Source organism: Natronosalvus caseinilyticus (genome assembly GCF_017357105.1).
Lineage (GTDB): Archaea > Halobacteriota > Halobacteria > Halobacteriales > Natrialbaceae > Natronosalvus > Natronosalvus caseinilyticus.
On sequence record NZ_CP071596.1, the window covers coordinates 3,457,797 to 3,480,482 of the forward strand.

The window sequence follows — 22,686 nt, forward strand, 5'->3', positions numbered from 1 at the left end:
CGGTGACGGTAACCCTGTCCTCAACTCGTCCCGAGAAGCGACGACAACAGCCGGTAGAGTCCGAATCCGATTCCGATAGACGTGACCAGCGTGAGCACCCAGAAGAGTACCGTCACCCCGATTTTTCGCCGGGAGACGCCGGCAGATCCGGCGGCCAGTCCACCGCCGATCACGCCCGAGATGATGATGTTGTTGAACGAAATCGGAATGCCCAGCGCGATCGCCGCCTGGGCGATGACGAACCCCGGCACGAGCGCTGCAATCGAGCGCCGAACCCCGAGTTGGGCGTACTCCCGCGACGTCGCCTGCAGCAATCGCGGCGCCCCCATCCACGCCCCCGCCAGGATTCCGGACGCGCCGATGACGAGCAACACGACGCTCGGAAGTCCGAGTTCGGTCCCGTAGAGCGCCTCGAGCGGCCCCGTCGCCAGGCCGACCTGGCTGCCGCCGCTACTGAACGCGACGATCCCGCCCAGGACGAGCAGGAAGGACCGAATACCCCGTTCGACCGACGCGACCACTTTCCGACGGATGAACTGAAAGCCGAGGCCAGCGAACGCGGCGGTTGCACCGACGACGGACGGGTCGACGCCGAGGACGGTCGGACTCCCGAGCGCGTGTGAGACCAGTTCCGCAACCGATCCCTGCGAGCGGGCGGGATGGGGAATCACGCCGAGTCGAATATTGGCGAGAATGCCCGCGACGACGGCCGCCAGCACCGGAACGCCGACGGTTTCCGGAATGTCGTCTCTGCGGAGGAGTTTCGCCGTCAGGAACGCGATTCCGCCCGACGACGGCGGGACGAGCACCCAGAACGTAACGATTCGTCGATACGTGCCGAACGCCGGGTCGCCGCCGAGCGAGAGGCCGACGCCGACCATCGCGCCGGTCGTCGCGAAGGCGGCCGGAACCGGATAGCCGGAGTAGACGCCGAACGACATGAACGTCGCGGCGACCAGCAGTCCCGTCGTCGCGGCCAGTGGGGTGATCATGGCACCGCGAATGAGTTCGGCCCCGACCGTCTCGGAGATGCTCCCGCCCTGCGTGACGGCACCCGCTGCGGCGAGTATTCCGATCAGGAAGGCGGCTCGGAGCGTCGAAACCGCGTTGGCACCGATCGCGGGCGCGAACGGGGGCGAGTTGCTGTTCGCACCGAGTGACCACGCCATGAACAGGCAGGCGATCGTCGCGAGTCCGACGAACGTCCAGAACGTCAACGTCGCCGCCGGGACGACCGTCAGCGCCAGCATCGTCGCCACCGTTACCCTCGTCTCCACAATCCCCTGAGTTTCTCGAGACGAGACGGGCTAACGACGGTACCCGAACGCGCGAGGATGACCGTCTCGTCGATTCGAGGGATGACCCGCTGAGGGATCGACCCAACGAGTCGCCGCTGAATCGCCCCCTGGCGCGTTACGCCGAAGACGAGCACGTCGTGATCGGGTGCCAGTTCCGCGATCGTCGCGGGAACGTCCTCGCCGGTTCGAACCGCCGTCTCGACCCGGATATCGGGACCGAAGGCGGAATCGGGCGCATCCTCGAGCAACTGCACCCCTGCCTCGAGGTGGTCGCGCGCGGCGTCCTCGTCGACGTCCGGTTCGACGACCGAGAGGAGGTGCACCGTCGCGTCGTTGCGGGCGGCGATCGCCTTCGCCGCGAGCGTCGCCGGTCGAACGTGGGGGCCGCCGGCCACCGGCACCAGGATCGAATCGACGCCGTTCGCTTCGTAGCCGATTCGCTCGACGTAGAGGTCACACTGTGCGTTCTCGATGAGTTGGTCGAGGTTCGTGCCGAGGATCGCGTCGGTTCGACGCCGACTGTCGTGCCACCCGATGACGAGCGCGCGCGCGTCGGTGCGTCTGATCGCCTCGAGCACGCCGTCGGCGATCGTCCGACCGACGACGATCTCGCGTTCGATCGGAACGTCCTCGGGGGCCACCGTGATTGACGCGTCGAGGAGTTCCTGGGTATCCTGGGCGAAGCGTTCGACGATCGTTTCGTCCTTGTATACCGAGAACGGCGAGGAACTGGGTTTGACGGCGACCGAAACGATCGTGACGTGGCTCTCGAGGAGGCGGGCGAGGTCGCTGGCGGTCCGGACCAGTTGCTCGGCGTGCTGGGGGTTCGCCACCGCGACCAGCACCGGTCTGGACTCCGGAGAGTAGTCCATCGAGACTAGTTCGACGGATGGTGATGAAAAGGTATGGTCTCCTTGACGGTGTCTCGAGGACGACCTGACGGCTACCGTGGACATCGAACCGCCGTACCGAGCTCCAGACGTGGTGATGATTCCAAACCGTGAAACGCACTGGAACGGTTCACAGACCGGTGTAAGAGCGGAACGCGTATCCAAGAAAGACGAGCCCCAGCACGACGCCGGACAGGGCGATGAGCCCGCCGATAAATCGCATCGTGGTCGTCATGACCGGCGGATACTCCGGCTGGGGCTCGAGATTCGCCACGAGCACGAACACGAGTGCACTCGCTCCGAGAGCGAAACAGCCGAACGTGAGAAAGGCGAGCGTACTCATCGCGGTGAGGGGGTCACGCCTCCGTCGAGCTATCGTACAGCCGTTCGAACGCCCACTCGCCGCGGATCAGTTCGTCGACGCCCTCGATGAGCGTGACCTCGCCGAACACGGTCGCCCGATAGTACGTGTACAGCCCGTCCTGGTCATGTTCCGTACGTTGGCGTTTCTGGAGGAGTCCCACGTCCACGAGTTCGTTGAGGTGGTAGCGGAGGGTGCTGTCGTCGATCCCGATCGCTTCCTCGAGTTCCTTCAGGCTCATGTCGCCACCGTGGACGAGTCGGTACAGGATCTCGTAGCGGATTCGGTGGCCGATTGCGACGTGCATCGCGAGGTACTCCTCGAGGCGGAGGACGCTGGGTTCTGGAAGCAGGTCTTCTACGTTCTTCGGGTCTTCCGGAGGGTCCCCGCCAGTCCCATGCACACGATCGGTTCCCATCTACGAGTGGCTACGAAGGGTGGTTTCTTCAGTGTTATTGCCTCTCGAACCGTCGAGAAGTCCGGTTTTTATTTCTCCTCGACGTGGCGAATCTCACAGGCCACGCCGCGCGTGCTCTCGACCATCTCGCGGCCGAACATCTCGGCGCGACCGATACCGAACGCCTTCGGCCCTTCCACGACGACCTCGTCGCCCACGCGGATGTCCTCGTCGGCGTCGACGACCCCCGGCGCCAGGACGCTTCCCTGCGGGACGAAGCCGTCGATCTCGAGGAGCTTCGTCGGCGCGTCGCTCGCGACCCAGCGTCTCGCGCCCTCCAGCGTGAACGACAGGGTGCCGTACTGGGGGACCATCGTCGCCAGTTGCGTCTCCTCGGAATCGATATCCCGAATCTGGAGTCGCGGATAGCGACTCGTCGTCCGGAACTTCTCGAAGAGGTCGTCGCCGGCACCGTCGCCGAGGAGGTAGTCCGCGAGTGCCCGGACGGTGTTGTGCTCACGTTCGCGCTTCTGGTACGCGGGTTCGCCGGAGAGGGCGTCGCTCAGATTCGCCAGGGACTCGTCGTCGATCGGGTGGGCACCCCGGTCGATGGTATAGGTCACCTCGAGGTCGAGTTCGGCCTCGACGCGCTCGACGATGTCGCGGTAGCCCTCGTCGGGGACGTGGGCGACGATTCGCGGGTACGCGTTTCGCTCGAGGTAGCGCCGAAGGACGCGGGCGACGAACCCTTTCTCGTCCTCGGACCACCGCCCCGTGACGACGGTGTCGTAGTGCTGGGCCGGGTAGGTCGTCTCGAGTTCCTGGGGGACGACGCCGATGGGCGAGGTCATCGAGACCAGATGACCGCGCCACTGGATCGCCCGGTGGAACTGGCTGTGGCTCTGGGACTCGCTGTAGGGTTTGCGGGCCGAGCAGGGCACGAGCACGAGCGGCGCGTCGAACCGGTTGCGGTAGCGGCTGGTCACGCGGTCGGCGAAGCGCTGGATCTCGACGCGCCGGAGGGTGTCCTCGGTCGCGGCGTCGAGGTTCGCTTCCCGGAGGATGGGCGTTCGCTCCTCGAGGTAGGTCCACTGGGAGTCGAGTTCGCGCATCGCGGCGGTGAGCCACTGTTCCTGGCGAGCCTGGCCCTCGACGTAGTCGCGCAGACGACCGTCCCGGATCCGCTGGCGGACGATCGCGAGTTCCGCGTCCAAGGCGTTCCGGTTGTGTTCGGCGCAGTCCGCTCGCGTGAACTCCTCGCGGGGCGTCTGGCAGGCCGGGCACGAACACGGCAGTTCCTCGAGGTCCTCGAGGAAGTACTCGCTCTCGGTGGTGAGGTACTTCCCCTGGGTGCCCTTGATCGTCGCTCTGGCGGCGTCGAAGCAGTCGACGCCCGCGTAAGCGAGCAGGGCGACGTTCCGGGGCGTCGCGACGCCCGAGAAGACCAGTGCGGTGTCGGCCGGGATGGTCTCCCGGACCGACACCACGGCCTCGACGAGCGCGGCCCCGTGACCGACGACCGACTGCACGTCGGAGACGGCGTAGGCGTCGGTCCCCTCGTCGGCAGGGCTGGCGCTCAAGATTACGGCGACGCTCGGATAGGAGACGTCGGGGTAGTCGACGGCGAACGATTCGCGAACGGGCTCGGCCGTCCCACCGGGGAAGCCGCGGTGGGGCAGGACGGTCAGCGAAGACTCGTCGCCGTCCGGAACGCCGCGGTTGGCCGCCCACAGCGACCCGCCGTCCTCGAGCAGGTCGCCGACGAGCGCCGGGGTCGTCCGCGGCGTCTCGAGGCGGAGTTCCCCCAGGCGCGCGGCCCCGTCGCGCGCGTGGACTTCGAAGTAGTCGGTCATATCCACACTCGAGCGCGGCGGGTGAAAGAGGCTGTCGATACGGGTCGAACGCCGGGACGCGAAAATCGTGGGTTAGGGTGGCTTACTCGAGTTCGACGGTCACTTGCCCGTCGAAGGTGAGCATGATCGTCTGGGCGAGACTGCCGAAGAGGGCCTTCCCGGTCCGGGAGCGCTTGCGGCCGACGAGGAAGATGTGATCACAGCCGTGTTCCTCGGCGGCGTCGAGAATGGCCGTCGCCTCCGTGTTCGCGTCGACGATTTTCGGGACGACGGTGAAGTCGACCTCGCCCTCGACGGTCTCGAGTGCTTCCCGTGCCAGCTGGCCGGTATTGTGGAGGAGACGATTTTCGATCGTGTCCGTGCCGTAGGCAGCGACGTGAGCGTCGCTGACCTGGCCGATGGCCTCGCGCTCGGCGTCGACCTCGTCCGTCGTGGTCATGGGAAGCAAGACGAGTTCGGCGTCCGCTCCGGCGGCGAGTTCGCCAGCAGTCTCGAGCAGCGATCGATGTCGGTCCGTGTCGTCGACGACGACGAGTCCTGTGTTCATATTCATTGATACGCTCGGGATTGTGATAATATTTGCGTGAATACACGACTCATGGGGAACAGTATCGTACGTCTGTGAGCACCTCACGGGGTTGGGGAGTGGTGACACGATCGAATGAACCACGGAAAGTCGTGTCAGAATTCACAGATTGGGTGCCTGCCTGTCTCTCGCGCCAACCCAACGACTTTCTCGATTCGAGTCCTGCCAACGGGTATGACCACACCGACGGAACCGGACGACTCGAGTCGGCTCGAGCGAGCGCTCGGATGGGCCTGGTCCGACGACCAACCATGGGAGCTGTTGACCGCGCTCACCCAGCTCGAGAACCGCATGGGTGGATCCCCTGGAGAACGGGCAGCGGCCGACCTCGTCGCCGAGGCGTTCGAACGCGTCGGCGTGGCGAACGTCGGTCTCGAGTCGTTTCCGATCCAGTACTGGGAACGCGGGGAGACGACCTTCGTCGTCACTGATCCCGTCGAGCGCGAGTTCGAGGCACTCGCGCTGCCGTACGCCCCGGCGGCGGACCTCGAGGCGCCGCTGGTCGACGTCGGCTACGGAACCCCGGAGGAAATCGACGCCGCGGGCAAGGCCGTCGAGGGAGCTATCGTCGTCGCGAGCACGACCACCCCGGCCGGCCAGCGGTTCGTCCACCGCATGGAGAAGTTCGGCCACGCGGTCGACGCCGGCGCGGCCGGGTTCGTCTTCGCCAACCACGTTCCCGGACAACTGCCACCGACCGGGTCGTTACGGTTCGACCGTGAGGCAGCCATCCCCGGAATCGGCGTCAGCGCGGAGACTCACGACTGGTTGACGGAGTACGCCAATTCGCCGACGAGTGGTGCGGACGAATCCGCGAACGCCCGGGCCAACCTCCGCGTCGAGGCGACGACCACGGACGGCTCGAGCCAGAACGTCGTCGGCACCCTCGGCCCCGATACCGACGATGAACTCCTAATGCTCGCTCACTACGACGCCCACGACGTCGCCGAAGGGGCCCTCGACAACGGTTGTGGCGTCGCGACGATCCTCGGGGCAGCTTCGATCCTCGCCGACGTCGAATCGGATCTCGGGTGTCGGGTCCGCGTCGCGGCCGTCGGCTGCGAGGAAATTGGACTACTGGGCGCCGAAGCCCTGGCCGAGCGCCTCGACCTCGAGTCAATCCGCGCCGTCGTCAACGTCGACGGGGCGGGTCGGTTCCGGAACCCGCAGGCGTACTCCCACGCTTCAGAAGAGATGCGTGCGCTGGCGACCGAAGTCGGGGAACGCTACGGTCAGCCCGTCGTCCACGAGACGGATCCGCACCCGTTCAGCGATCACTGGCCCTTCCTCCGGGCCGGCGTGCCCGCCCTCCAGTTACACAGCGAACCGGCGGGCGGCGGCGAGCGAGGGCGTGGCTGGGGACACACGGCCGCCGACACCCGCGATAAAGTCGATGTGCGGAATATTCGAACGCACGCCATGCTCGCAGCCCTCCTGGTTCGCACACTCTCGAGGCGAACCCCGTCACGAATCGACGCCACGGATCTTCGGGAGGCGTTTCGAGAACAGCACTACGAACCGGGAATGCGCGCGTCGGATACCTGGCCTCGCGCCTGGGATTGAAACAGGGCGCCCCTCGAGATGAACAGGGCGCCCCTCGAGACCGGTTGCTGACACCGATCAGGCGTCCGGGGCACCCTCGAGAATCGCCACCCCACTCGAGGCGCCGATTCGCTCGGCGCCGGCGTCGATCATGTCCAGGGCTTCCTCGTAACTTCCGACGCCGCCGCTCGCCTTGACGGGGAGGTACTCGCTCATCAACTCCACGTCCTCGACGGTGGCGCCACCGTCCGCGAACCCGGTCGACGTCTTGACCATCGTCGCGTCGGCCGCCTTCGCCGCCTCGCAGGCCGCACGTTTCTCCTCGTCGGTCAGCAGCGCCGTCTCGATGATCACCTTCACGGGGATGGGAACGGCTGCGACCAGTTCCTCGAGTTCGGCCTCTACCGCGTCCGTCTCACCGGCTTGCAGGAGGCCGACGTTGATCACCACGTCGAGTTCGTCGGCGCCGGCCTTCCAGGCGAGTTCGCCCTCGAGGTGTTTTACCTCGTGGTCGTGCTGGCCGTGCGGGAAGCCGATGACGGTCGCGAGCGTTACCTCGGGATGTGAGTCTGCCGCGTCTCCGACCGCGTACGGCGGAATACAGGCGTTCATCCCGTGTTCTGAAGCCTCGTCAAGCACGCGTTCGACGTCTGTCGGCGTCGTCTCGGGGCCGAGGACGGTGTGGTCGATCAGGGGTGCGAGTTCGCTGCGGTCCATACCGGCCCGACTCGCTCGCGGGATAAAAAGGCGTCCGGTAGTGAGCGGTCTCCGGTCCGACGTTCGTGGCAGTTATCTCGAGGCTCGAGTTCGCGTTCGCGTTCGCCGGCGGTCACCACAGGGCCTCGAGTCAGCCGGCAGTCACCGCGAGACGGCGACCTCGAGGTCGTCGCGCTCGACGGCGAGTCGGAACGTTGGAACCGTCCGGTACTCGACCTCGACGACATCCTTGCGCCGGAGGCTCTGAAGGCCGGATCGGACGTCCTCGACGTCGGGGTCGACGTCGAACGCGTCCCGGAGGGCGTGGAGGACGGCGACGACGCTCTGGGAACGCTCCCCGGGCTCGGCGAGCACCTCGACGATTTGCGCCTGGAGTTCGGGGACGCGGATCCGCGAGGGGGGTCCCTCGCCTTCCTCGCTAACGACGCCGGGTTCGACGTCGACCAGGTCCGCCGCCTCGGGGGTCGCCCGGATCAGGCTGTTGTCGTCCCGGAAGTAGTACTCACCCAGTTCGTTCTCGAGGAACTGGTGGACCTCGCTCCCGCTCTCGAGGTTCCACCGATCCTGCAACTCGCTGTTTTTCGTCGGCTGTAACTCCACCACGTCCGCCAGTCGTTCGCGAGCCTCCTCGGAGAGCGTCATCCTCGTATCACCTCGACGTACGGGCGTCCGCTATTTTTGCGTTGCGTCACGGGGACGGGACTCGAGGCTGGCCGCTGTGTCGGCCGATACGACGCGAACAGCATGGGTTCGAAATGAGAGCGCTCGAGGGGAAACAGTACGGGTACGCCTCCACTGTGTTCAATACTATAAAATCTATTGTAATACACACAGGACTTCGAACCGGTCGGCTGTCACACCGAGCAATTCCAATGTTCAGAGCATCCCAGGTTTGGAGAATTCGGTGTTCAGAATCCAGGCTACGGCTCGAGTTGTCCAGATAACCCGGACTACGACTCGAGTGCATCAACGCGCGAGAAGACGAACTCTCGCAACAGCTTCCCGGCCAGCGAGGCGGCCTGCCCGTCGTCGCGGTCGTTGACCTCCACCGCGTCGAACCCGGTGGCGTGTGGCGCGACAGTCCGCACGACGTCGCGCATCGTCCGGGGATCGAGGCCGAACGGTTCCATCGTCCCCGTGCCCGGCGCGTAGGCCGGGTCGGCGCCGTCGATGTCGACGCTGAGATACGCTTCCCGACCCTCGAGGCGGTCCTCGAGTTCGGGGACGAAGTCGGCCGCCTCGTCGGGCGAAACGACGGTCACGTCGTCCTCGCTCGCCCGCTCCCACTCCTCCTCGCTGCCCGTCCGCGCGCCGATGATGATCGCCTCCTCGACGTCGATGTCGGGCGCGTCATCGTAGTCGTCAGGATCGAGAATGCGGCGGGTCACACAGGCGTGACTGAGCGGATTGCCGTCGTACTCGCTCCGCAAGTCGAGGTGGGCGTCCAGACAGACGAACACGTCCGCGTCGACCGCGCCCGCACCTGCCGCCGAGACGGTGTGCTCGCCGCCGAGCAATAGGGGGACGGCGTCGTCCCAGTGGACGTCGCGCAGGGTGCCCTCGAGGAACTCGAGGTACTCGTCCACCGCGTCCCACGCTCGAATATCGCCCGCGTCGTGGACGGCGCAGTCGGTGAATCGCCGGTCCGTCCGGTGGTCGTAATCGTCGAACGTCTCCGAAAAATGGCGGATGCGTCGGGGACCGAAGCGAGTCCCCGGCGCGAAGGTCGTCGATGCGTCGAGGGGCGCACCGACGACCACGAAGTTCGCCTCCGTTCGATCGGCGGTCGCCCCCGGGTACATCAGACGATCTTGCGCTGGCCTTCCATCTCGAGGTACTCGATGTTGTCGTCGGGGGACGCGTCGACGTCCTCGGGGATGCGCATGGTGATGGTCTCGTAGGACTCGAGGTCCATAACCTGCATGTCGTCGCCGTCGACGGAGACGATCTGACCCTGTTTGCGGTTGATGATCGGGACCCAGATCTTCGCGTCGACGGGCTGGGATAGCGAGCGTCGCTTGCCGTCGAAGACGCCCCGGGCCTCGATTCGGGCCTTGGCGCTGCCGTGTTTGCCGGGCTTAGCCGTCGAGTAGGAGTCGATTTTACACGCTGCGTCGTCGATCAGGACGTAGCCGCCTTCTCCGAGGTCGCGAACTTCTTTCTGTTGCTTCGCCATACAGCGGGGTAATCAATCGAACGTGATAAAGGGATTGAATCGCGCTCTGAGACGAATCGGCGGCCTCGAGCGGTCGATCGACCCGGACAGCGGGGACTGCACATTGCGTCTCAGGTTGCGCTGATCCGCGGCGCCACGAGGTACTCCACGTCGCCGCCTCCGTCAGTAAACTTGTAGTGGATCAACAACGGCTGTCTGGTTCCCCGCTCGAAATCGACGTCGACGACGGGCGAATCCAGTCGAGAGTGACGAGCTTTTCACTTACTCGATCACGCGACCCACGCGCTCGAGTCCTTCCTCGAGTTCCCCGGTCGGAAGGCCGAACCCGATACGGAAGTAGTCCTCGAAGCCGAAGAGGTCGCCCGGTGCGAGCACCACGCTCTCCTCCTCGACGACCGTTCGGCAGAACTCGGTCCCGTTCTCGAAGCCGTCGGGAATCGTCACGAATCCGTTGACGCCGACGGGGTCGTACCACTCGAGGTCGTGGGCGTCGACGAACTCGCGAACGCGGTCGCGGTGGGTCGCCGCGAGGGTGCGGTTCTCCTCGAGGATGTCGTCCTCTTGCTCGCCGAGGGCCTGTTTCGCGACGTGCTGGCCGAAGATGGATGGCGAGATCGTCGTGTAGTCCTTCCAGGTCCAGGCGGCCTCGATCACCTCGCGGTCGCCGACGAGCCAGCCGAAGCGGGTCCCGGCGAGGCCGTAGGCTTTCGTGAGACTCGTCGTCGAGAGTCCGTGCGGTCCGAGGCTGGCGACCGGCGGCAGCGGGTCGTCGGCGAGCAGGCGGTAGACCTCGTCACAGAGCAGGTAAGCGTCGTTGTCCGCCGCCAGGTCGTAGAGCGCCTCGACTCGTTCGAGCGGATGGTACCGCCCCGTGGGATTGTTCGGGTTGTTGAGGACGATCACCCGGGTGTCGGGGCGGATCGCGTCGGCGACCGCGTCGACGTCGAGTTCCCACGTCGGCGGCTCGAGCGAGACGCGCGTGACCTCGCCGACGGCCTCGGGGACGGCGTGGAGCGCCTGGTAGGTGGGCGTGACGACGACGGCGTGGCCGTCGCCAGTTGATCGCGACGACCTCGCCGACGCGTCGGCGCCGAGCAGCGACAGAAACGCCAGGAAGTTCGCCTCCTGGGTGCCGACGGTGAAGAGCACCTCGTCGGCCTCTCGGTCGTAGCGGTCCGCGACTTCGGCCCGGAGGTCGGGGTCGCCGTCGGTGGGAATCACGTACCCCAGGTCGCCGGGGTCGGTGTCGAAGCGACTCGCCGGCAGGCTTCGAATCCCGCTCTCGGCGAGCATGACGTCCGCCTCGTGTTCGTACTCGGCGAACCAGCGCTCGAGGCCGAAGGGTTCGATGTGCATGCCAAAATGAGGGAGACGAGACGGCAAAGAGCCACCGACTCGTTCACAGAGAAATCCGAATTGCTCCACCGGAACCTGACTCGCCTACCCGCGAAACCCGACCCGCTCGTCGCCCGCCGCCGGCTCGAGCGGACTCGGCGGCAACTCGGTGGCGACCTCGAGGTCGTTGTAGACACCGGGGGCGACGTCGTTTGGGCCGTCGGGGTAGTACAGCGCGGCCAGCAACTGAATCTGTCCGCGGCCGACGCCGAGTTCGAACTGCCCGCCGCCGTAACACCGAATCCCGTGCTCCTCGCAGTAGGCGATCGTCTCGAGCAGCGACTCGAGCGAGCCGAATCGGGAGGGCTTGACGTTCAGCCAGCGGGGCTCCCACGGCAGCGCCTCGACGTCTTCGACCCCGTGAATCGGGGCGTCCCAGGAGAGCCGGTTCCGGACCTCCGGGGCCTCGAGCAGCGGGCGCGTCTCCTCGGTCACGCCCGGATCCTCGATCACGGCCTTCGGGAACGACTCGAGCACGCGTTCGTAGAACTCCGGATCCGCCGGCACGTCCACCTCGGTTCCCTCGTACTGTCCCTTCAGGTCGAGGATGCGAACCGTGTCGGTCGTCACCAGGTCGTCGATGACCTCGTCGGTCCACTCGGGCGTCGGATCGAGCTTGAACTCGAGGGACGGAACGGCGTCGCGAAGGCGCTCGACCCGTTCGGTTGACGGCGGCTCCCCGAGGCGGGTGCTCGCAACGAAGCGGAGCGGGTTCGGTTCGCGATCGAGTGCATCCCCGAGCGAGGTTCCGGCCTGGCGGAGCGCCAGGTCGAGCGCCGCGCTCTCGAGCGCCCAGCGACGGTAGTCCCGGAAGTCCTTGCGGTCGGGTGGGCCCGCCGGAAACAGGTCCAGGTCCTCGAGGCGATCGGAGAACGACGTCAGCGTGAACTCGCCCTCGATGTCGTCGGTTGGCAACCCGACCCGGTGGAGGGCGTCGTGTTCCTCGGCGTCGTAGGTAACGTCTTCCCCGCGTCCCGTAACCTGCTCACTACTCGAGTGCGGTCCCGAGAGCGCGACCTCGGTCGTCACCCGCGTAAAATCGCTCGACGTGTCCCGCTCGAGTCGCTCGAGTTCGACGTCGTCAACGTGTACCTCGAGGTCGGCGAGACGGTCGAAGTCCGTATCCATACGTCTCGTTGGGATGCCAGACCGATGAACGTTCGTGCGCTCGTGCGCTTGCAGCACTCGAGGCTGGCCAATCGCCACTGACTGGCCTCGATTACTCCTGCTCCCGACGCTGCCTGAGATTCTGGCGCGTGAACTGCGGTTTCGTCGAGATGGAACTCGGCGTCCGGAACGACCAGTAGAGGACGATCGAGAGGACGGCCGAAAAGATCGCCGCGACGACCGCCGCGATGGGTGCGTCGAGCGCGTAGAGCACCCCCATCGAGAACAGCGACATGGTCAGGAGCATGCCGTAGACCAGTCGCTTCGCCAGGGTGGCGAACACCTGATCGCTGTCCTCGACCCCAACCCGGACGAACTGGTCGTCCCGGTCGAAACGGTCGAGCGTCCGCTCGAGTTTCGGCGGGATCCTGACCGCGGATCGACTGGCGTCCCTGACCTCGCCCGCAGTGTCCTCGAGGACCCGCTGGATCGACTCCTCGCGGTAGCCCTGTTCGGTCAGGTAGTCCGTCGCCGTGGCGATGAAGTCGAAGTCGGGGTCGAGGGTCACGCAGACGCCCTCGACCACGGTCGCCACCCGAAGCACGAGCGCGAGGTTCTTCGGGAGGCGGAACGGAAACTCGTAGATCGAGTCCTCGATCTGGCCCACGATCTGCTGGACGCGATACTGCTCGATGTCCTCGCCGCGCGCGTCGGCGATGGCGAGTTCCATCACGTCGGCCATCACGGCCCGATCGGCCTCGGGACTCAGCGTCCCGATCGCGATGAGGGAATCGAGGATTGCATCGATATCCTGGTTGGCGATCGCGATGTAGAACTCGACAATCCTGTCCTGGACAAAGGCGTCGACGCGGCCGCTCATTCCGAAGTCGTAGAAGACGATCCGTCCGTCGTCGGTCACCGCCAGGTTTCCGGGGTGAGGATCGGCGTGAAAGACCCCGTCGTCGATGATCATCTGGAGGTACGACCGCTGGAGGTTCTCTGCGACCTGCTGGCGGTCGACTCCCTTCGCGTCGAGTTCGTCGACGCGGTTGATCTTCGTCCCGCCGAGGTACTCCATCGTCAGGACCCGGTCGCTCGAGTAGCCCTCGTACACCTCCGGGATGAGAAACCGATCGTCGTCGGCGAAGTTCGAGCGAATCTCGGCGAGCATCCGGGCCTCGCGATGGTAGTCCATCTCCTCGCGAATCGTCTTCGCGAACTCGTCGGCGAGGTTCTCGAGGGAGAACGACCGGGACTCGTCGACGAACCGGATCAGTACCGGGAGCGACCACCGGACCACCCGGAGGTCGGCCTCGACGAGGGCCTCGATTCCCGGCCGCCGGATCTTCACGGCGACGTCGTCGCCGCCGATCGATGCGCGGTAGACCTGTCCCAGGCTGGCACCGCTGATTGCGTCGGTATCGAAGTCCTGAAAGCGGGTCTCGACCGGGCCGATGTCCTCCTCGAGCACGACTCGCGCGTCGGCCCAGTCGGCCGGTGGTACCTCGTCCTGGAGGGCCGAGAGCACGTCGATGTACGCCGGGGGGAGGACGTCCGGTCGCGTCGAGAGCAACTGCCCGAGTTTGATGAACGTCGGACCGAGGGTGAGCAACGACTCGAGCAGGACTTCCGCGCGCTCGCGGTGGGTCTCCGAACCGACGCGGCGTGGCCGTCCGAAGACGATCCAGCGACGGCGGTCGCGGGCGTACGCCAGTAACAGCGGCAGGAAGTGCCACGCGACGACGACGAACCGTCGATACGCGCGAAGGGTGCCCAGGTTAGCTCACCCGGGTTAGATGTCTCCGTTCCCGTCTCTGTCGGCGTCTCCGGCGGCCGAGTCCTCGGAATCGCTCACGACGTCGATCGGCGTCCGGTCGGTTCCCTCCCGTTTCGGCAGTGCGAGTTCGAGCACCCCGCGGTCGACGCTCGCCGCGGCGTCGGATTCCGTCGCGTCGTCGGGTAGCGGGAGGTCGACGTCAACGAAGAGGGGGCGGTTCTCCTCGAGGTAGTGGTACTCCTCGGGAAGATTCTTCTGGCGGCGAGCCTCGATCCGGATGCGGCCGTCTTCGACGGCGACATCCACGGTTTCGGCGGAAACCCCTGGCACGTCGAGTACGAGGAGGTAGGATTCGTCGCTTTCGAGGAGATCGAAGAACGCGGCGTCGGAGAGGTCCCGGAGGGCGTCGCGCAGCGCTGACATAGTGACAGGTTCGAACGCCGTGACGAAAAAGGCCGCGGTCCCGACCGACCGTTTCCGTGCCGACTCACCGTACCTGTCTCGACCAATTATCCCGTACTGACCCACCGTTCCCGTATCGACCAACGTCTCCATACCCACGAACGGATCAGAGGCCGCCGGCGCCGACGGCGAGAGAGATAACGGTGAACAGGACGCCCGCGAGCGTCGAAAGCAGTCCTCGGACCGCGACGCGGCGTGCCGCACGGCGCTCGCTCACGTCGAAGAGCAGAAACGGCGGGCCGAACAGGCGGTGGCGAACGCAAGCCAGCAGGCCCGATTCCGGCGGGATCGACCGCTCGACGACGGCGTTCACCTGTCCCGTCTCTCGAGAGGCCGTCGTGTCGCGCCGAGCCGTCCCGAGCAGGTGGACCGACTCCCCGACGTCCAGCCGGCGCTCGAGGTAGCGCCGATCCCGTCCGGTCGAAATCTCGAGCGGCCCGAGTGAGAGGCTCGTGTTCTCGTCGGAGACGTCCTCGTCGCGCTCGATGTAGCGTGCGATCGGCACCGGCGGCGCCTCGCCTCCCTCGACGCGAATCCGCGCGTCCTCAGTGAGCCGCAGGTCCGCCCCTCGCGGGTCGACCAGGACGTTCCCCGACTCGTCCTCGAGACGGAACGGCACGACCAGGGTCCCGCCGTCGATTTCGACCCACTTCGTGGTACTTCCGTTGTTGGTCGACTTCCGGCGTTTCTCCTCGACGGCGTACTCGACGGCGACACAGGCCGTCTCGGTGAACGGCGACTCGAGGACGTCGTCCCAGGCGAGTACGGTTCCGGACAGTTCGACGGACCCGCCGTTGGGCGTGTCGAGCACCGTGTGCGGGTCGCGTGCGAAGATGCGATAGGCGAAGCCCAGTTCGCGGAGGCCGTAGCCGAGAAGGACGAGGCCCAGGAGCACACCGAGGGCGGCCAGAGAGAGGACCAGGACGGACATGTTCGGATTCCAATTTGTAGGCGAGGACAAAAGTCGTCGGGTTCGCCGCCGACCCGCACGTTTTTCCTCCTCGGCCGTCCCTCTATGCGGTATGAAGGGTGCCGACCACGACCGCACGGAGTCAGGGTTCAGAGTCAGAACCCGCGTCGACGACGCCCAATCGACCCTCGAGGCCGCCCTCGAGGAGCGAAGCGTCCGGTGTGACCGGGAACGCGTGACGCTCTCACGCGCCGACGGCCGCGTCCTGGCCGAGCCGATCACCGCCGACGTCGACGTCCCCCACTACGAGCGAGCGGCGATGGACGGCTACGCCTTGCGAGCGGCCGACACGTTCGGTGCGAGCGAACGCTCACCCGCGGTCTTGGCCCTCGAGGAGCAGCCCGACCCCGAAACCGCGCTCCCCCCGAAAACGGCCCGTCGGGTCCACACCGGGAGCGCCGTCCCCGCCGACGCCGACGCGGTCGTCATGCTCGAACACGCCGAATCGCTCGGGGCGACGGGCGAACTCGAGGTGCTCGACGCTGTCGCCGAGGGCGAAAACCTCGCGCCCGTCGGGGAAGACGTCGAGGCCGGCCAGAACCTGTACGAACCGGGCCATCGACTGCGCCCCTCGGACCTCGGCCTCCTTCGGTCGGCGGGGACCGACCGGCCACTCGTCTCGAGTCGGCCGTCCGTCGGCGTCGTGCCGACGGGCGAGGAGGTCGTCCAGGCCGATCCCGACCCCGGCGAGGTGATCGAGACCAACGGGCTGACGGTCTCGCATCTGGTCGAGCGCTGGGGTGGACACGCGACCCACCGCGAGGTCGTGACGGACGACGCCGAGGCGCTTCGCGTGGCGATCCAGCGCGACCTGACGAAGGACGTCGTCGTCACGACCGGCGGCTCCTCGGTGGGCCAGCGGGATCTCCTACCGGAGGTGATCGACGACCTCGGCGAGGTGCTGGTCCACGGCGTCGCGCTGAAACCCGGTCACCCGGTCTGTCTCGGCATCGTCGAGGAAACGCCGGTGCTCGCGTTGCCGGGGTATCCGGTGGCGTGTCTCATCAACGCGGTCCAGTTCCTGCGGCCGACGCTCGCGTGGCTCCAGGGGACCGAGGCGACCCCGCATCCGACGGTGACGGCGCGTCTCGAGCGAAAGATCGCCTCGGAGCCAGGAACGCGAACGTTCGCCCGGGTGTCGCTCGAGGCGGATGAGGGAGTCGAGCAGGCGCACGAGCGACACGAGGAAGGGGAAGAAGGTGGGGAGCTGGTCGCGACCCCCACGCGAGCGAGCGGGTCGGGCGTACTCTCGAGCGTCGCGCTAGCCGATGGCTGGGTCGTCGTCCCGGAGGAGCGAGAGGGGATTCCGGCGGGCGAAACGGTAGCAGTGGAGAACTGGGAGCCCTGGTTCTGAGGACCTAACGGCGAGGCGTCGGGCTGTGGCGAACAGGCGACACACTGCAACTGCGACCGCGACCGCGATCCGTCGTGTCGCACGACCGCCGCGCGGACCGCGTCTCGAGTCAGTTCACGCCGGGGGTGGCCGCTCCTTCGGATATAAACCTCGGCACATTGCTGGAGCGCAGTGGCCGAGCGCTCCGATGGACACTCGAGGTTTTTACCGCATCGCTTCCAAGAACGCCCATGGACCGCAAGGAATTTCGGGATCTCGCGACGCCCGAGGAAGCCCACGAGGCGATCCGATCGCTGTCGCTCGAGGGCGGCATCGATCGCGTCCCCCTGTCGGAGGCGCGCGGCCGGGTACTGGTGACGCGCGTCGACGCCGAACTGGACGTGCCCGGGTTCGACCGCTCGAGTCTGGACGGCTATGCTCTCCGCGCGAGCGACACGTTCGGCGCGGACGAGGCCGACCCGGCTCGCCTCGAACTGGTGGGGGAGGTCCACGCCGGCGAAGAGCCGGGACTCGAGGTCGAATCGGGCGGCACGGTCGAAATCTCGACGGGGGCGGTGATGCCGCCGGGGGCCGACGCAATGGTTCCCGTCGAGCGGACGGACGTCGAGGACGGGACGGTCCTGGTCCGCACGAGCGTCGCGCCGGGAGACAACGTCATGTTCGCCGGGGCTGACGTCGCCGCCGGCGAGCGCGCGCTGGGGCCGGGGACGCAGCTGACGCCGCGGGAGATCGGCCTGCTCTCGGCACTGGGCGTCGGCGAGGTCCCCGTTCGCGCCCGTCCCCGCGTGGGAATCGTCTCGACCGGTGACGAACTCGTCCGCCCGGGCGGCGACCTCGAGAGTGCCCGCGGGCAGATCTACGACGTCAACAGCTACACGGTCGCCGCGGGCGTCGAGGACGCGGGCGGCGAGGCAGTGCTCTATCCCCACGCGGGCGACGATCCGGCAGAGATGGAGCGCGTGCTTCGGGACGCGGCCGACGAGTGCGATCTCGTGCTCTCGTCCGGATCGACAAGCGCGAGCGCGGTCGACGTGATTTACCGCGTGATCGAGGAGCGAGGGGACCTGCTGTTACACGGCGTGAGCGTCAAACCCGGGAAACCGATGCTGGTCGGGCGCCTCGAGCGGTCGGATTCGGCTGGACAGTCCGCCTACGTCGGCCTCCCCGGCTACCCCGTCTCGGCGATGATGGTCTTCCGGACGTTCGTCGCGCCCGCAATCCGCGAGGCAGCCGGCGTTCCGGAACCCGAGACGGCGACGCTGACCGGCCGCCTGGCTCGAGAGGAACGATCCGAGCAGGGTCGACATCGCCTGCTGCCTGTCGGCGTCACGACCGACGGCGACGGCGAGTACCTGGTCTATCCCGTCGACAAGGGCAGCGGGGCGACGACCAGCCTCGTCGAAGCCGACGGCGTCGTCGAAATCGACGCCGACACGGACTACCTCGGGACGGGGGCGACACTCGAGATCCGACTGTTCTCGCCCGATCGTCGGCTCCCGACGCTGTTCGGCGTCGGTGAGGACGATCCGACCCTCAACCGCGTCCTCGACCGCCTCGAGCGACCACGATACCTCCCGATTGGGTCGCGCCCCGCACTGCGTCGGCTTCGGGCGGGAACGCCGGACGTGGCCGTGGTCGCCGGGCCGGTCGAGCCGGATCGCGAACCCGAGGGCACCGAACTCGGCTCCTGGGAGCGGGAGTGGGGGCTGATCGTGCCTGCGGGGAACCCGGCCGAGGTCGAAGGGCTCGAGTCGCTCGTCGACCGCGACCTGCGGTTCGTCAATCGGACGACTGACTCGGGGTTGCGAACGAGCCTGGGCGCCGCTCTCGCGGAACTCGCGGACGAACGTGGCCATGACCGCCACGATCTCACTACGGCTATCGACGGCTTCGACATAGGGCTCCGTGCTCACGAGAGTCCCGCTCGACGGGTCATCGGCGGGGATGCGGACGTTGCGCTCGGGCTCCGGGAGACCGCGGAGCGATTGAGCCTCGGATTCGTTTCCTGCGGCGACCAACCCGTCCGGGTCTGGGCGGCGGCCGACCGCGTGGACAAACCGGGCGTTCGGGAACTCGAGTCGGCTCTCCACGAAAAACTCGAATAACGTACAGAGACTGTCTCAGGGCGCCGGTAGTCAGGATCTTCGAAGTAGCAGTTTTACGCCCGAGCGGTGTAGTGTGTGTGATGTCGACGATTGCCGAGTTTCGGATCCCGGCCTCGGATACGGCGATGGAGACGACGTTCGAGCGCGCCCCACAGGCCAGGCTCGAACTCGAGTCCTCCGTGTCGAAGACGCTCCCGTCGATCTGGGTCTCGGGGACGACCTGCGAGGCGATCGAGAACGCCTTCGCGGCCGACGACACGATCGAGCGATTCGAACTGGTCGCGAGCGCCGAAGACCGACTCCTCTACGACGTCGACTCCGAGCGCGGACAGTACCTCTACGACGAGTTGCTCTCCTCCGGCGGTTCGCTGCTCGAGGCGAGCGGCGTCGATTCCTGGTGGCAGTTCAAGATGCGGTTTCGGACGCGCGAGCACCTCGTCGATACTCACGAGACCCTCGAGAGCCAGGGGATTACGGTCGACCTGATCCGCGTCACTGACGTCTCGACGGTGTCGACGGGGAACACGCGGCTCACGCCGGAGCAACACGAGGCGTTGACGGCTGCGTTCGAGAAGGGGTACTTCAAGATTCCGCGCCAGATTTCGATGGAGGAACTCGCGAGCGACCTCGGCATCTCCCATCAGGCGCTCTCGGAACGATTGCGCCGCGCGTACGGGACGCTGGTCGACGCGGAGGTACAACCGGTGACCGAGCAGACGACCGACTAGAACAGTTCTTCGAACGACTGGACGCGGTAGTCGCCGAGCACGCAGCGTCCGCGCCGGTCGTGGCCGACGCGTTCGACGTGAATCGCGTCGAGACCCGCGTTCCAGGCGGCGCCGACGTCCCCGGCACCGTCGCCAGCGAGGACGCCCTTGTGTCCGTTTTTCGCGACGCCCAGGTTCGTCATCACCCGTTCGACGGGCGTGGGGTCGGGCTTCCAGCCCGTCTCCGGGGTACAGCACAGCACGTCGTCGAACCAGTCGCGAATCCCGACGTGGTCGAGGACGGGATCGGCCAGGAACTGCTGGCAGTGGGTGACGAGTCCGACTGGCGTCTCGAGGTCGCCGACGAACGCGGCGTCCTCGTGGAGGTACGTCTGTTCGGCGCGGACGAGCGGATCCTCCTCGGCGTGGAAGGCGTCCCAGAACGCCGACGGCTCGATGCCCCAGGCCCTGAGCTGGGCGTCGCGAGAGCCGGTGAGCCCGTTCCAGAGGATGTCGGCCTCCCGGTCGGTGAACTCTCGACCGAGCCGGTCGCCGACGCGGTCGAACACGTCGCGGGTGTAGGACCACTCGACGTCGACTAGGGTTCCGTCGAGATCGAGGAGCCAGAAGTCGTACTCCGAGACCATGTGGAGCTACCAGTAATCGCTCTGCTTATAAGTGTGTGTCGCCGCGAGCGCCGTCGGAGACGGTTCCTCTGTTGGGCGTCGGGCGCCGGGCGTCACTCGCTCGAGGGCGCGGAACTCACAGGACCGTACCCTCACCGACGCGGTGTCTCGAGCCTGACTTCCCTCGTCTCGACGCCGGCACAGGAGGGACAGACGAACCGGTAGTGGACGGACCGTCCGGACGTCGTCACGTGCCAGCCCGCGTCGTCGCCGTCGTAGCCGCACTCTCGGCACCGGGCGCTGGTTCGGTCGAGTCGCTGGCGCAGTCGTTCGAACGGCGACCGACTTCGTTGTATAGACATGTGTTAACATACAACTCGAGGTCGTATAATTGTCCGCATCAGTCACGAACGAAGAATGTTCACCAGCACGACAGAGACTGGCGTTTTATGACCGGCCCGAAACTAGAACGGACATGGACGACACGGACGGACGACACGGAGAAGGTGACGTTGACCGAGCCGTGATGGCGAGGGCTATTGACGAGGCACCGATCGGTGTCTCGCTCTCCGATCCGTCCCGCGAGGACAACCCGCTGGTGTACGTCAATCCGGCCTTCGAGCGACTCACCGGCTACGACGGCGAGGCGGTTCTCGGACGAAACTGTCGGTTCCTCCAGGGGCCGGACTCGAGCCCCGAAGTCGTCGCGGAAATGCGGGCCGCTATCGAGGAAGAACGGCCGACGACAGTCGAACTCCGGAACTACCGAGATGACGGCACCGAGTTCTGGAACGAGGTGACGATCGCCCCCGTTCGTGACGAGGCGGGAACCGTCACACACTACGTCGGCTTCCAGAACGACGTCACGGCCAGAAAGGCAGCCGAGTTCGCCCTCGAGGAACGAACCGAGGAACTGGAGTACATCCTCGATCGCGTCGAGGGCCTGATCCAGGACATGACCAGTGTCGTCGCCGGATCGACCTCCCGGAGCGACCTCGAGACCGCAGTGTGTAGCCGAATCGCCGAGGAAGCCGCCTACGAGGGCGTCTGGATCGGCGAACGCAATCCCGCAACAGACACGCTCGAGGTGCGAGCGAGCGTCGGCGTCGATCCCGGCGACGTGCCGATCGAGGCCGACCACCCGGCGACGACCACCCTCGACACGGGGTCGGTCGCCGTCGATACGATCGAGGGGTGGACCCACGCCTCGTTTCCGCTCGACTACAACGGCGTCGAGTACGGAACGCTGACGGTCTGCAGCGCCGCCGAACGCGACGTCGACGACCGGGAAACGATCATCCTCTCGGCACTGACGCGAGCGGTCGCCAGCGGGATCAATGCCCGGGAGACGAGTCGCATGCTCGCGACGGACGCCGTCGTCGTCGTCGAACTCGAGATCCGCGACCGCGCCCTCGCGCCGGTCGCGATCAGCGCGGAGACGGACGGCCGCCTCGAGTACCGCCGATCGGTTCACCGAACGGGCGACGACACGGCATCGCTGTTTACGGTCACGAACGCCGACGCCGAAGAACTGGCGGCGGCCGCCGACGGTCTCGAGGGAATCGATCTCGCCGTTCTCGTCGAGCGGACGGACCGCACGCTGATCGAACTCGACGCCGAGGACGACCTCGTCGAGTGGCTCTCCGAACGCGGCATCCTCGTCCAGTCGATCGAGGCCGAAGACGGCCGTGCCCGGGTCAGCCTCGGGATTCCACACTCGACGAACGTTCGTGGCGTCGTCGAGGCGGTTCAGGCTCGCTACGACGGGGCGGACGTGCTCTCGTTTCGACAGCGCGAACGCGGCGGCGAGACCAGCGAGGAGTTCGCCGCCGGACTCGAGGACGCACTCACCGACCGCCAGTTCGCCTCCCTCCAGCGGGCCTACCTCGGCGGCTACTTCGAGTGGCCCCGTCCGACCACCGGTGAGGAACTCGCCAGTTCGATGGGGGTCTCCCGACCGACGTTTCACGAACACCTCAGAAATGCCGAAGCGAAACTCTGTCGGGCGTTCTTCGGCGACGAGCGGGCCGAAGAATGATCGGCTTATTCTCGCGGTCCATCGCGTAGTCGCCCCTTAGCGTCGAAAATCGAGTAGGACAGTCACCAGCGTTTATATACTCGATTGTGGTGGCTGACCACACATGCTCGAGATCCCGCTTCAGATCGGTGGCGGCGGCTTCCTGTACTGGGCGATCATCTTCTTCGTCCTGGCGATTATCGCCGCGGCGGTCGGTGCCCGCGGCGTCGCCGGGGTGAGTATGGAGATCGCACGGATCTTCGTGTTGATCTTCATCATCCTCGCGATCGTCGCCCTGTTACTGTAGCCGCCCTCGAGTCTCGACACACAGAAACCGAGACTCGAG

Annotated in this window: 23 protein-coding genes; 6 read left to right on the forward strand and 17 right to left on the reverse strand. The window is 66.5% G+C overall.

The window, feature by feature from the left end:
• Positions 1-20 precede the first annotated feature (20 nt).
• From J1N60_RS16695 to J1N60_RS16720, 6 genes are all read right to left on the reverse strand, one after another.
• Positions 21-1,250, reverse strand: coding sequence for an inorganic phosphate transporter (locus tag J1N60_RS16695; RefSeq protein ID WP_425499357.1), 1,230 nt, complete (start codon positions 1,248-1,250; stop codon positions 21-23).
• 11 nt (positions 1,251-1,261) lie between these two features.
• Positions 1,262-2,170: a universal stress protein gene (locus J1N60_RS16700; protein WP_312909083.1), complete on the reverse strand. Its 909-nt coding sequence runs from the start codon at positions 2,168-2,170 to the stop codon at positions 1,262-1,264.
• Positions 2,171-2,318: 148 nt separating this feature from the next.
• Entirely contained in the window at positions 2,319-2,531 is a 213-nt protein-coding gene (locus J1N60_RS16705) for a hypothetical protein (protein ID WP_312909084.1), read from the reverse strand.
• Between the two features lie 13 nt (positions 2,532-2,544).
• Positions 2,545-2,967 (reverse strand): helix-turn-helix domain-containing protein, encoded by a 423-nt coding sequence (locus tag J1N60_RS16710; protein WP_312909085.1) that lies wholly within the window; start codon positions 2,965-2,967, stop codon positions 2,545-2,547.
• 68 nt (positions 2,968-3,035) lie between these two features.
• Complete coding sequence (gene arcS, locus J1N60_RS16715) at positions 3,036-4,799, reverse strand: archaeosine synthase subunit alpha (RefSeq protein WP_312909086.1); 1,764 nt, start codon at positions 4,797-4,799, stop codon at positions 3,036-3,038.
• Between the two features lie 82 nt (positions 4,800-4,881).
• Positions 4,882-5,346: a universal stress protein gene (locus J1N60_RS16720; RefSeq protein WP_312909087.1), complete on the reverse strand. Its 465-nt coding sequence runs from the start codon at positions 5,344-5,346 to the stop codon at positions 4,882-4,884.
• Positions 5,347-5,559: 213 nt separating this feature from the next.
• On the opposite strand from J1N60_RS16720, the gene J1N60_RS16725 reads away from it, so the two are divergent.
• Positions 5,560-6,948: a M28 family peptidase gene (locus J1N60_RS16725; RefSeq protein ID WP_312909088.1), complete on the forward strand. Its 1,389-nt coding sequence runs from the start codon at positions 5,560-5,562 to the stop codon at positions 6,946-6,948.
• 57 nt (positions 6,949-7,005) lie between these two features.
• On the opposite strand, the gene deoC is transcribed toward J1N60_RS16725, so the two are convergent.
• The 9 genes from deoC to J1N60_RS16770 all read right to left on the reverse strand — a co-directional run bounded on the left by deoC (position 7,006) and on the right by J1N60_RS16770 (position 15,492).
• Positions 7,006-7,644 carry a deoxyribose-phosphate aldolase gene (deoC, locus tag J1N60_RS16730; RefSeq protein WP_312909089.1) on the reverse strand — a complete coding sequence of 213 codons (639 nt, stop codon included), beginning with the start codon at positions 7,642-7,644 and terminating at the stop codon, positions 7,006-7,008.
• Between the two features lie 141 nt (positions 7,645-7,785).
• On the reverse strand, positions 7,786-8,286 hold the full coding sequence (locus tag J1N60_RS16735) for a DUF5797 family protein (RefSeq protein WP_312909090.1): 501 nt from the start codon (positions 8,284-8,286) through the stop codon (positions 7,786-7,788).
• Between the two features lie 308 nt (positions 8,287-8,594).
• A complete protein-coding gene (locus J1N60_RS16740) occupies positions 8,595-9,446 on the reverse strand; it encodes an arginase family protein (RefSeq protein ID WP_312909091.1) in 852 nt (283 codons plus the stop codon).
• Positions 9,446-9,820: a translation initiation factor IF-5A gene (locus tag J1N60_RS16745; protein WP_312909092.1), complete on the reverse strand. Its 375-nt coding sequence runs from the start codon at positions 9,818-9,820 to the stop codon at positions 9,446-9,448. The genes J1N60_RS16740 and J1N60_RS16745 overlap by 1 nt, the downstream gene beginning before the upstream one ends.
• Positions 9,821-10,081: 261 nt before the next feature.
• Complete coding sequence (locus J1N60_RS16750) at positions 10,082-11,176, reverse strand: aminotransferase class I/II-fold pyridoxal phosphate-dependent enzyme (protein ID WP_312909093.1); 1,095 nt, start codon at positions 11,174-11,176, stop codon at positions 10,082-10,084.
• Positions 11,177-11,260: 84 nt separating this feature from the next.
• Positions 11,261-12,343 carry an enolase-like domain-containing protein gene (locus J1N60_RS16755; protein WP_312909094.1) on the reverse strand — a complete coding sequence of 361 codons (1,083 nt, stop codon included), beginning with the start codon at positions 12,341-12,343 and terminating at the stop codon, positions 11,261-11,263.
• Between the two features lie 91 nt (positions 12,344-12,434).
• On the reverse strand, positions 12,435-14,099 hold the full coding sequence (locus tag J1N60_RS16760) for an ABC1 kinase family protein (RefSeq protein ID WP_425499358.1): 1,665 nt from the start codon (positions 14,097-14,099) through the stop codon (positions 12,435-12,437).
• Positions 14,100-14,114: 15 nt separating this feature from the next.
• Positions 14,115-14,522: an Hsp20/alpha crystallin family protein gene (locus J1N60_RS16765; protein ID WP_312909095.1), complete on the reverse strand. Its 408-nt coding sequence runs from the start codon at positions 14,520-14,522 to the stop codon at positions 14,115-14,117.
• 145 nt (positions 14,523-14,667) lie between these two features.
• On the reverse strand, positions 14,668-15,492 hold the full coding sequence (locus J1N60_RS16770; RefSeq protein ID WP_312909096.1) for a GIDE domain-containing protein: 825 nt from the start codon (positions 15,490-15,492) through the stop codon (positions 14,668-14,670).
• 91 nt (positions 15,493-15,583) lie between these two features.
• On the opposite strand from J1N60_RS16770, the gene J1N60_RS16775 reads away from it, so the two are divergent.
• The 3 genes from J1N60_RS16775 to J1N60_RS16785 all read left to right on the forward strand — a co-directional run bounded on the left by J1N60_RS16775 (position 15,584) and on the right by J1N60_RS16785 (position 19,718).
• Complete coding sequence (locus J1N60_RS16775; protein ID WP_312909097.1) at positions 15,584-16,885, forward strand: molybdopterin molybdotransferase MoeA; 1,302 nt, start codon at positions 15,584-15,586, stop codon at positions 16,883-16,885.
• A 230-nt stretch (positions 16,886-17,115) separates the two neighbouring features.
• Positions 17,116-18,990, forward strand: coding sequence for a molybdopterin biosynthesis protein (locus J1N60_RS16780; protein WP_312909098.1), 1,875 nt, complete (start codon positions 17,116-17,118; stop codon positions 18,988-18,990).
• An 80-nt stretch (positions 18,991-19,070) separates the two neighbouring features.
• Positions 19,071-19,718 (forward strand): helix-turn-helix domain-containing protein, encoded by a 648-nt coding sequence (locus J1N60_RS16785; RefSeq protein WP_312909099.1) that lies wholly within the window; start codon positions 19,071-19,073, stop codon positions 19,716-19,718.
• Here the strand turns inward: J1N60_RS16785 and J1N60_RS16790 are convergent.
• Positions 19,715-20,344: an HAD family hydrolase gene (locus J1N60_RS16790; protein WP_312909100.1), complete on the reverse strand. Its 630-nt coding sequence runs from the start codon at positions 20,342-20,344 to the stop codon at positions 19,715-19,717. The genes J1N60_RS16785 and J1N60_RS16790 overlap by 4 nt on opposite strands.
• 131 nt (positions 20,345-20,475) lie before the next feature.
• On the reverse strand, positions 20,476-20,685 hold the full coding sequence (locus J1N60_RS16795; protein ID WP_312909101.1) for an HVO_0649 family zinc finger protein: 210 nt from the start codon (positions 20,683-20,685) through the stop codon (positions 20,476-20,478).
• A 113-nt stretch (positions 20,686-20,798) separates the two neighbouring features.
• Here J1N60_RS16795 and J1N60_RS16800 point away from each other — a divergent pair, with 113 nt between their 5' ends.
• Both J1N60_RS16800 and J1N60_RS16805 read left to right on the forward strand, forming a co-directional pair.
• On the forward strand, positions 20,799-22,361 hold the full coding sequence (locus tag J1N60_RS16800) for a bacterio-opsin activator domain-containing protein (protein WP_312909102.1): 1,563 nt from the start codon (positions 20,799-20,801) through the stop codon (positions 22,359-22,361).
• 103 nt (positions 22,362-22,464) lie between these two features.
• On the forward strand, positions 22,465-22,647 hold the full coding sequence (locus J1N60_RS16805) for a DUF1328 family protein (RefSeq protein ID WP_312909103.1): 183 nt from the start codon (positions 22,465-22,467) through the stop codon (positions 22,645-22,647).
• Positions 22,648-22,686 lie beyond the last annotated feature (39 nt).

Bases quoted from the DNA above. Each gene is read 5' to 3' on its own strand.
- J1N60_RS16695 (WP_425499357.1), bottom strand. From the start codon at position 1,250: ATGCTGGCGCTGACGGTCGTCCCGGCGGCGACGTTGACGTTCTGGACG.
- J1N60_RS16700 (WP_312909083.1), bottom strand. From the start codon at position 2,170: ATGGACTACTCTCCGGAGTCCAGACCGGTGCTGGTCGCGGTGGCGAAC.
- J1N60_RS16705 (WP_312909084.1), bottom strand. From the start codon at position 2,531: ATGAGTACGCTCGCCTTTCTCACGTTCGGCTGTTTCGCTCTCGGAGCG.
- J1N60_RS16710 (WP_312909085.1), bottom strand. From the start codon at position 2,967: ATGGGAACCGATCGTGTGCATGGGACTGGCGGGGACCCTCCGGAAGAC.
- arcS (WP_312909086.1), bottom strand. From the start codon at position 4,799: ATGACCGACTACTTCGAAGTCCACGCGCGCGACGGGGCCGCGCGCCTG.
- J1N60_RS16720 (WP_312909087.1), bottom strand. From the start codon at position 5,346: ATGAACACAGGACTCGTCGTCGTCGACGACACGGACCGACATCGATCG.
- J1N60_RS16725 (WP_312909088.1), top strand. From the start codon at position 5,560: ATGACCACACCGACGGAACCGGACGACTCGAGTCGGCTCGAGCGAGCG.
- deoC (WP_312909089.1), bottom strand. From the start codon at position 7,644: ATGGACCGCAGCGAACTCGCACCCCTGATCGACCACACCGTCCTCGGC.
- J1N60_RS16735 (WP_312909090.1), bottom strand. From the start codon at position 8,286: ATGACGCTCTCCGAGGAGGCTCGCGAACGACTGGCGGACGTGGTGGAG.
- J1N60_RS16740 (WP_312909091.1), bottom strand. From the start codon at position 9,446: ATGTACCCGGGGGCGACCGCCGATCGAACGGAGGCGAACTTCGTGGTC.
- J1N60_RS16745 (WP_312909092.1), bottom strand. From the start codon at position 9,820: ATGGCGAAGCAACAGAAAGAAGTTCGCGACCTCGGAGAAGGCGGCTAC.
- J1N60_RS16750 (WP_312909093.1), bottom strand. From the start codon at position 11,176: ATGCACATCGAACCCTTCGGCCTCGAGCGCTGGTTCGCCGAGTACGAA.
- J1N60_RS16755 (WP_312909094.1), bottom strand. From the start codon at position 12,343: ATGGATACGGACTTCGACCGTCTCGCCGACCTCGAGGTACACGTTGAC.
- J1N60_RS16765 (WP_312909095.1), bottom strand. From the start codon at position 14,522: ATGTCAGCGCTGCGCGACGCCCTCCGGGACCTCTCCGACGCCGCGTTC.
- J1N60_RS16770 (WP_312909096.1), bottom strand. From the start codon at position 15,492: ATGTCCGTCCTGGTCCTCTCTCTGGCCGCCCTCGGTGTGCTCCTGGGC.
- J1N60_RS16775 (WP_312909097.1), top strand. From the start codon at position 15,584: ATGAAGGGTGCCGACCACGACCGCACGGAGTCAGGGTTCAGAGTCAGA.
- J1N60_RS16780 (WP_312909098.1), top strand. From the start codon at position 17,116: ATGGACCGCAAGGAATTTCGGGATCTCGCGACGCCCGAGGAAGCCCAC.
- J1N60_RS16785 (WP_312909099.1), top strand. From the start codon at position 19,071: ATGTCGACGATTGCCGAGTTTCGGATCCCGGCCTCGGATACGGCGATG.
- J1N60_RS16790 (WP_312909100.1), bottom strand. From the start codon at position 20,344: ATGGTCTCGGAGTACGACTTCTGGCTCCTCGATCTCGACGGAACCCTA.
- J1N60_RS16795 (WP_312909101.1), bottom strand. From the start codon at position 20,685: ATGTCTATACAACGAAGTCGGTCGCCGTTCGAACGACTGCGCCAGCGA.
- J1N60_RS16800 (WP_312909102.1), top strand. From the start codon at position 20,799: ATGGACGACACGGACGGACGACACGGAGAAGGTGACGTTGACCGAGCC.
- J1N60_RS16805 (WP_312909103.1), top strand. From the start codon at position 22,465: ATGCTCGAGATCCCGCTTCAGATCGGTGGCGGCGGCTTCCTGTACTGG.